Annotated in this window: 1 protein-coding gene; it reads left to right on the top strand. The window is 42.7% G+C overall.

Annotation, left to right across the window (positions count from 1 at the left end; genetic code table 11):
* Window positions 1-1,994: 1,994 nt before the first annotated feature.
* Window positions 1,995-2,606: DUF5723 family protein (locus JX312_RS12070; protein WP_239653912.1), on the top strand; the 612-nt coding region annotated here is incomplete at its 3' end.

Raw genomic sequence — 2,606 nt, 5'->3', positions numbered from 1 at the left:
GAAAGCACCAAAAAGACACTTTATGATGACTTAAAGAATTTCAAGAAACGAATTTAGCTTTAATTCGTGTTAAATTCAAACATACTCTAAGACAACTTGCATTTTCATAAGCAATTAATTTTTATTAACTTTGCAAAAATTTAATGAATTTTAAAACTTCAATTCAAACATACCAACTATAAATTATAGATTTTTTTGACATCATGGATTTCAGATTTTTAAGATTCGGTGCAATCACCGGATTTGCAGTTATTTTGACCGGGTGTATAGACAATGATTATGACTTGTCAGACATTGATACAACTTCGGAAGTCAAAGTTAACAACCTGACTCTTCCTGTCAAAATAGATGCCATCACACTGAATGACATCTTTGACATCAGCGAAGACAGTAAGATTCAGACCGTTACAGTAAACGGCAAGGAATTTNATGCCGTCACGCAACATGGCGACATAAATTCGCAATCGATCAATATTCCGACATTCGCACCCCACTCCCTTTCGATCCCGGAAACAAATGCGGCTTTCGAACTTAACATTCCGAACCTTGACACCAAATCAAAGATAACACCTTTGGAGTTCTATTATGACCTCAAGGAGTTTGATCCGCAACCTGTCAATATCGTAGCATCAAATATAGATGAATCGGTACGTGAGATTCTAATGCTTGAATCCAAACCCATGAACTTCAGGGTATCTTTTCAAGAAACGGAACTACCTGACTATATTGACCTGAAGTTTGAGAAACTGGAACTCGAATTACTCAAGGGTATGCAGCTGCAATCCCTACCTTCCAATTATTCTTATGATCCGGTTTCAGGAATATTGACCCTCTCTAACATAGAGTGTCAAAATAAGACTGCCGAAATAGCCATCACAGCCATAGGCTTTGATTTCACAAAGAATAATACTGAAATTAAAAATGGCTCATTCGACTATTCGGGAGAAGTGAAATTGATTTCCGGATTATTGAAAACCACTATAAATCCGGATCATGTAAATCCTGATTTCACCCCTACCGCTAATGTCAATTTCAATGTAAAAACCACAATTGACCCGTTCGAAGCTACTCATTTCACCGGAAAAGTGGAGTATCACCTTACCGGCAGCGGACTTGACATTGACCCTGTCACACTAAATGACATACCGGATTTCCTCAATCAGGAGGGAACCGACCTCAGCCTTTCCAACCCCCAGATATACCTTAACTTGAATAATCCGGTGGCTGATTATAACCTATATTACAGCACAGGGCTTGAACTTGTATCTGTCAGGGGTGAAGAAAAATCAAGTTTCACACCGGATAACGGTCAGAGGATTGCAACCGAGCCTCTTAACGCAGGTCCATACAATTTTGTGCTTTCCCCTAAGAATCCCGCGTCTCCTCTCGACCAGTATGCAACCCGTCTTCAGCACATACCATTCACCGGTCTGTCTGATATCCTCAGCGGGGAGGGACTTCCTGAGCAAATCGAGATAAACCTTATTAATCCGGGACTGCCATTGCAAACCGTGAGCCGCTTCGAGCTCGGCAAACCGATTGACGGCATAACAGGAAGCTATGATTTCCTCGCTCCCATCGCCCTGAAAACGGGCTCTACGATCGTATATGGTGAAACAAAAGACGGCTGGAACGACGAGGATATCGATAAAATCAAAATCACTACCCTTGAAATTGAAGCTGATGTGACCAGCACTATCCCGTTAGAGGCATCGCTGGTGGTTTATCCGCTGTCGGTTGACGGTTCTCGCATTCCCGGAGTAAAGGCTCATGGCTCAATACCGGCAAATGCAAAAGGCGAACATATCAAAATAATGTTGGAAGGCACCATAGAGCATCTCGACGGCATACATCTTGAAGCCACGATTCATCCCGGTTCCGCAGATGCCCTCGCTCCGACCCAGACAATAACCCTCGAGAACCTGCGTGCCCGCGTATCCGGCTCATACATAACCGAATTTTAAAACATACAGCCACTACAAACTTAACTAAAAATGAAATCTTTAAAGAATTTATTCATCATAGCATCAGTGGTTGCAAGTTGCATCTCGGCTGGTGCCCAACATACATACTCGGGATATTTCCTTGACAATTATACATATCGTTATGAAATGAACCCGGCATTCGGGAATTGCAAAGGATTCGTCTCAATGCCTGCAATCGGCAATTTCAACACCGCAATCCGGGGCAATCTACACCTGTCAGATATCTTCTATAAATCACCTGCCGGAGGCAAGACAATGCTCTTCACCAATCCTCAGATATCGGTTTCCGAAGCAATGAGCAAATTTGGCAACCGCAACAAGATAGGTACCAACAATAAGATAAACTTCCTGTCTGTCGGATTTAAAGGCTTTGGCGGATTCAATACGATATCCATCTCCGCCAATGCAAATCTTGAAGCTTCTCTTCCGAAAGCATTTTTCTCGCTCGCTAAAGAAGGGATATCAAACAAGACATATGACATACACAATATGTTCGCTTACGCCAACGCCTATGCATCGGTGGCACTAAACCATTCACGCGACATAAAACAAGTTCCGGGGCTAAGGGTAGGCGCTTCGCTTAAATTCCTCGTCGGAGTGGGCAGCGTTGACATAAGATGC

The sequence above is a fragment of the Barnesiella sp. CU968 genome, from assembly GCF_905219685.1.
In the GTDB taxonomy this organism is placed as follows: domain Bacteria; phylum Bacteroidota; class Bacteroidia; order Bacteroidales; family Muribaculaceae; genus Lepagella; species Lepagella muris_A.
This window is presented reverse-complemented; position numbering and strand designations above follow the sequence as displayed.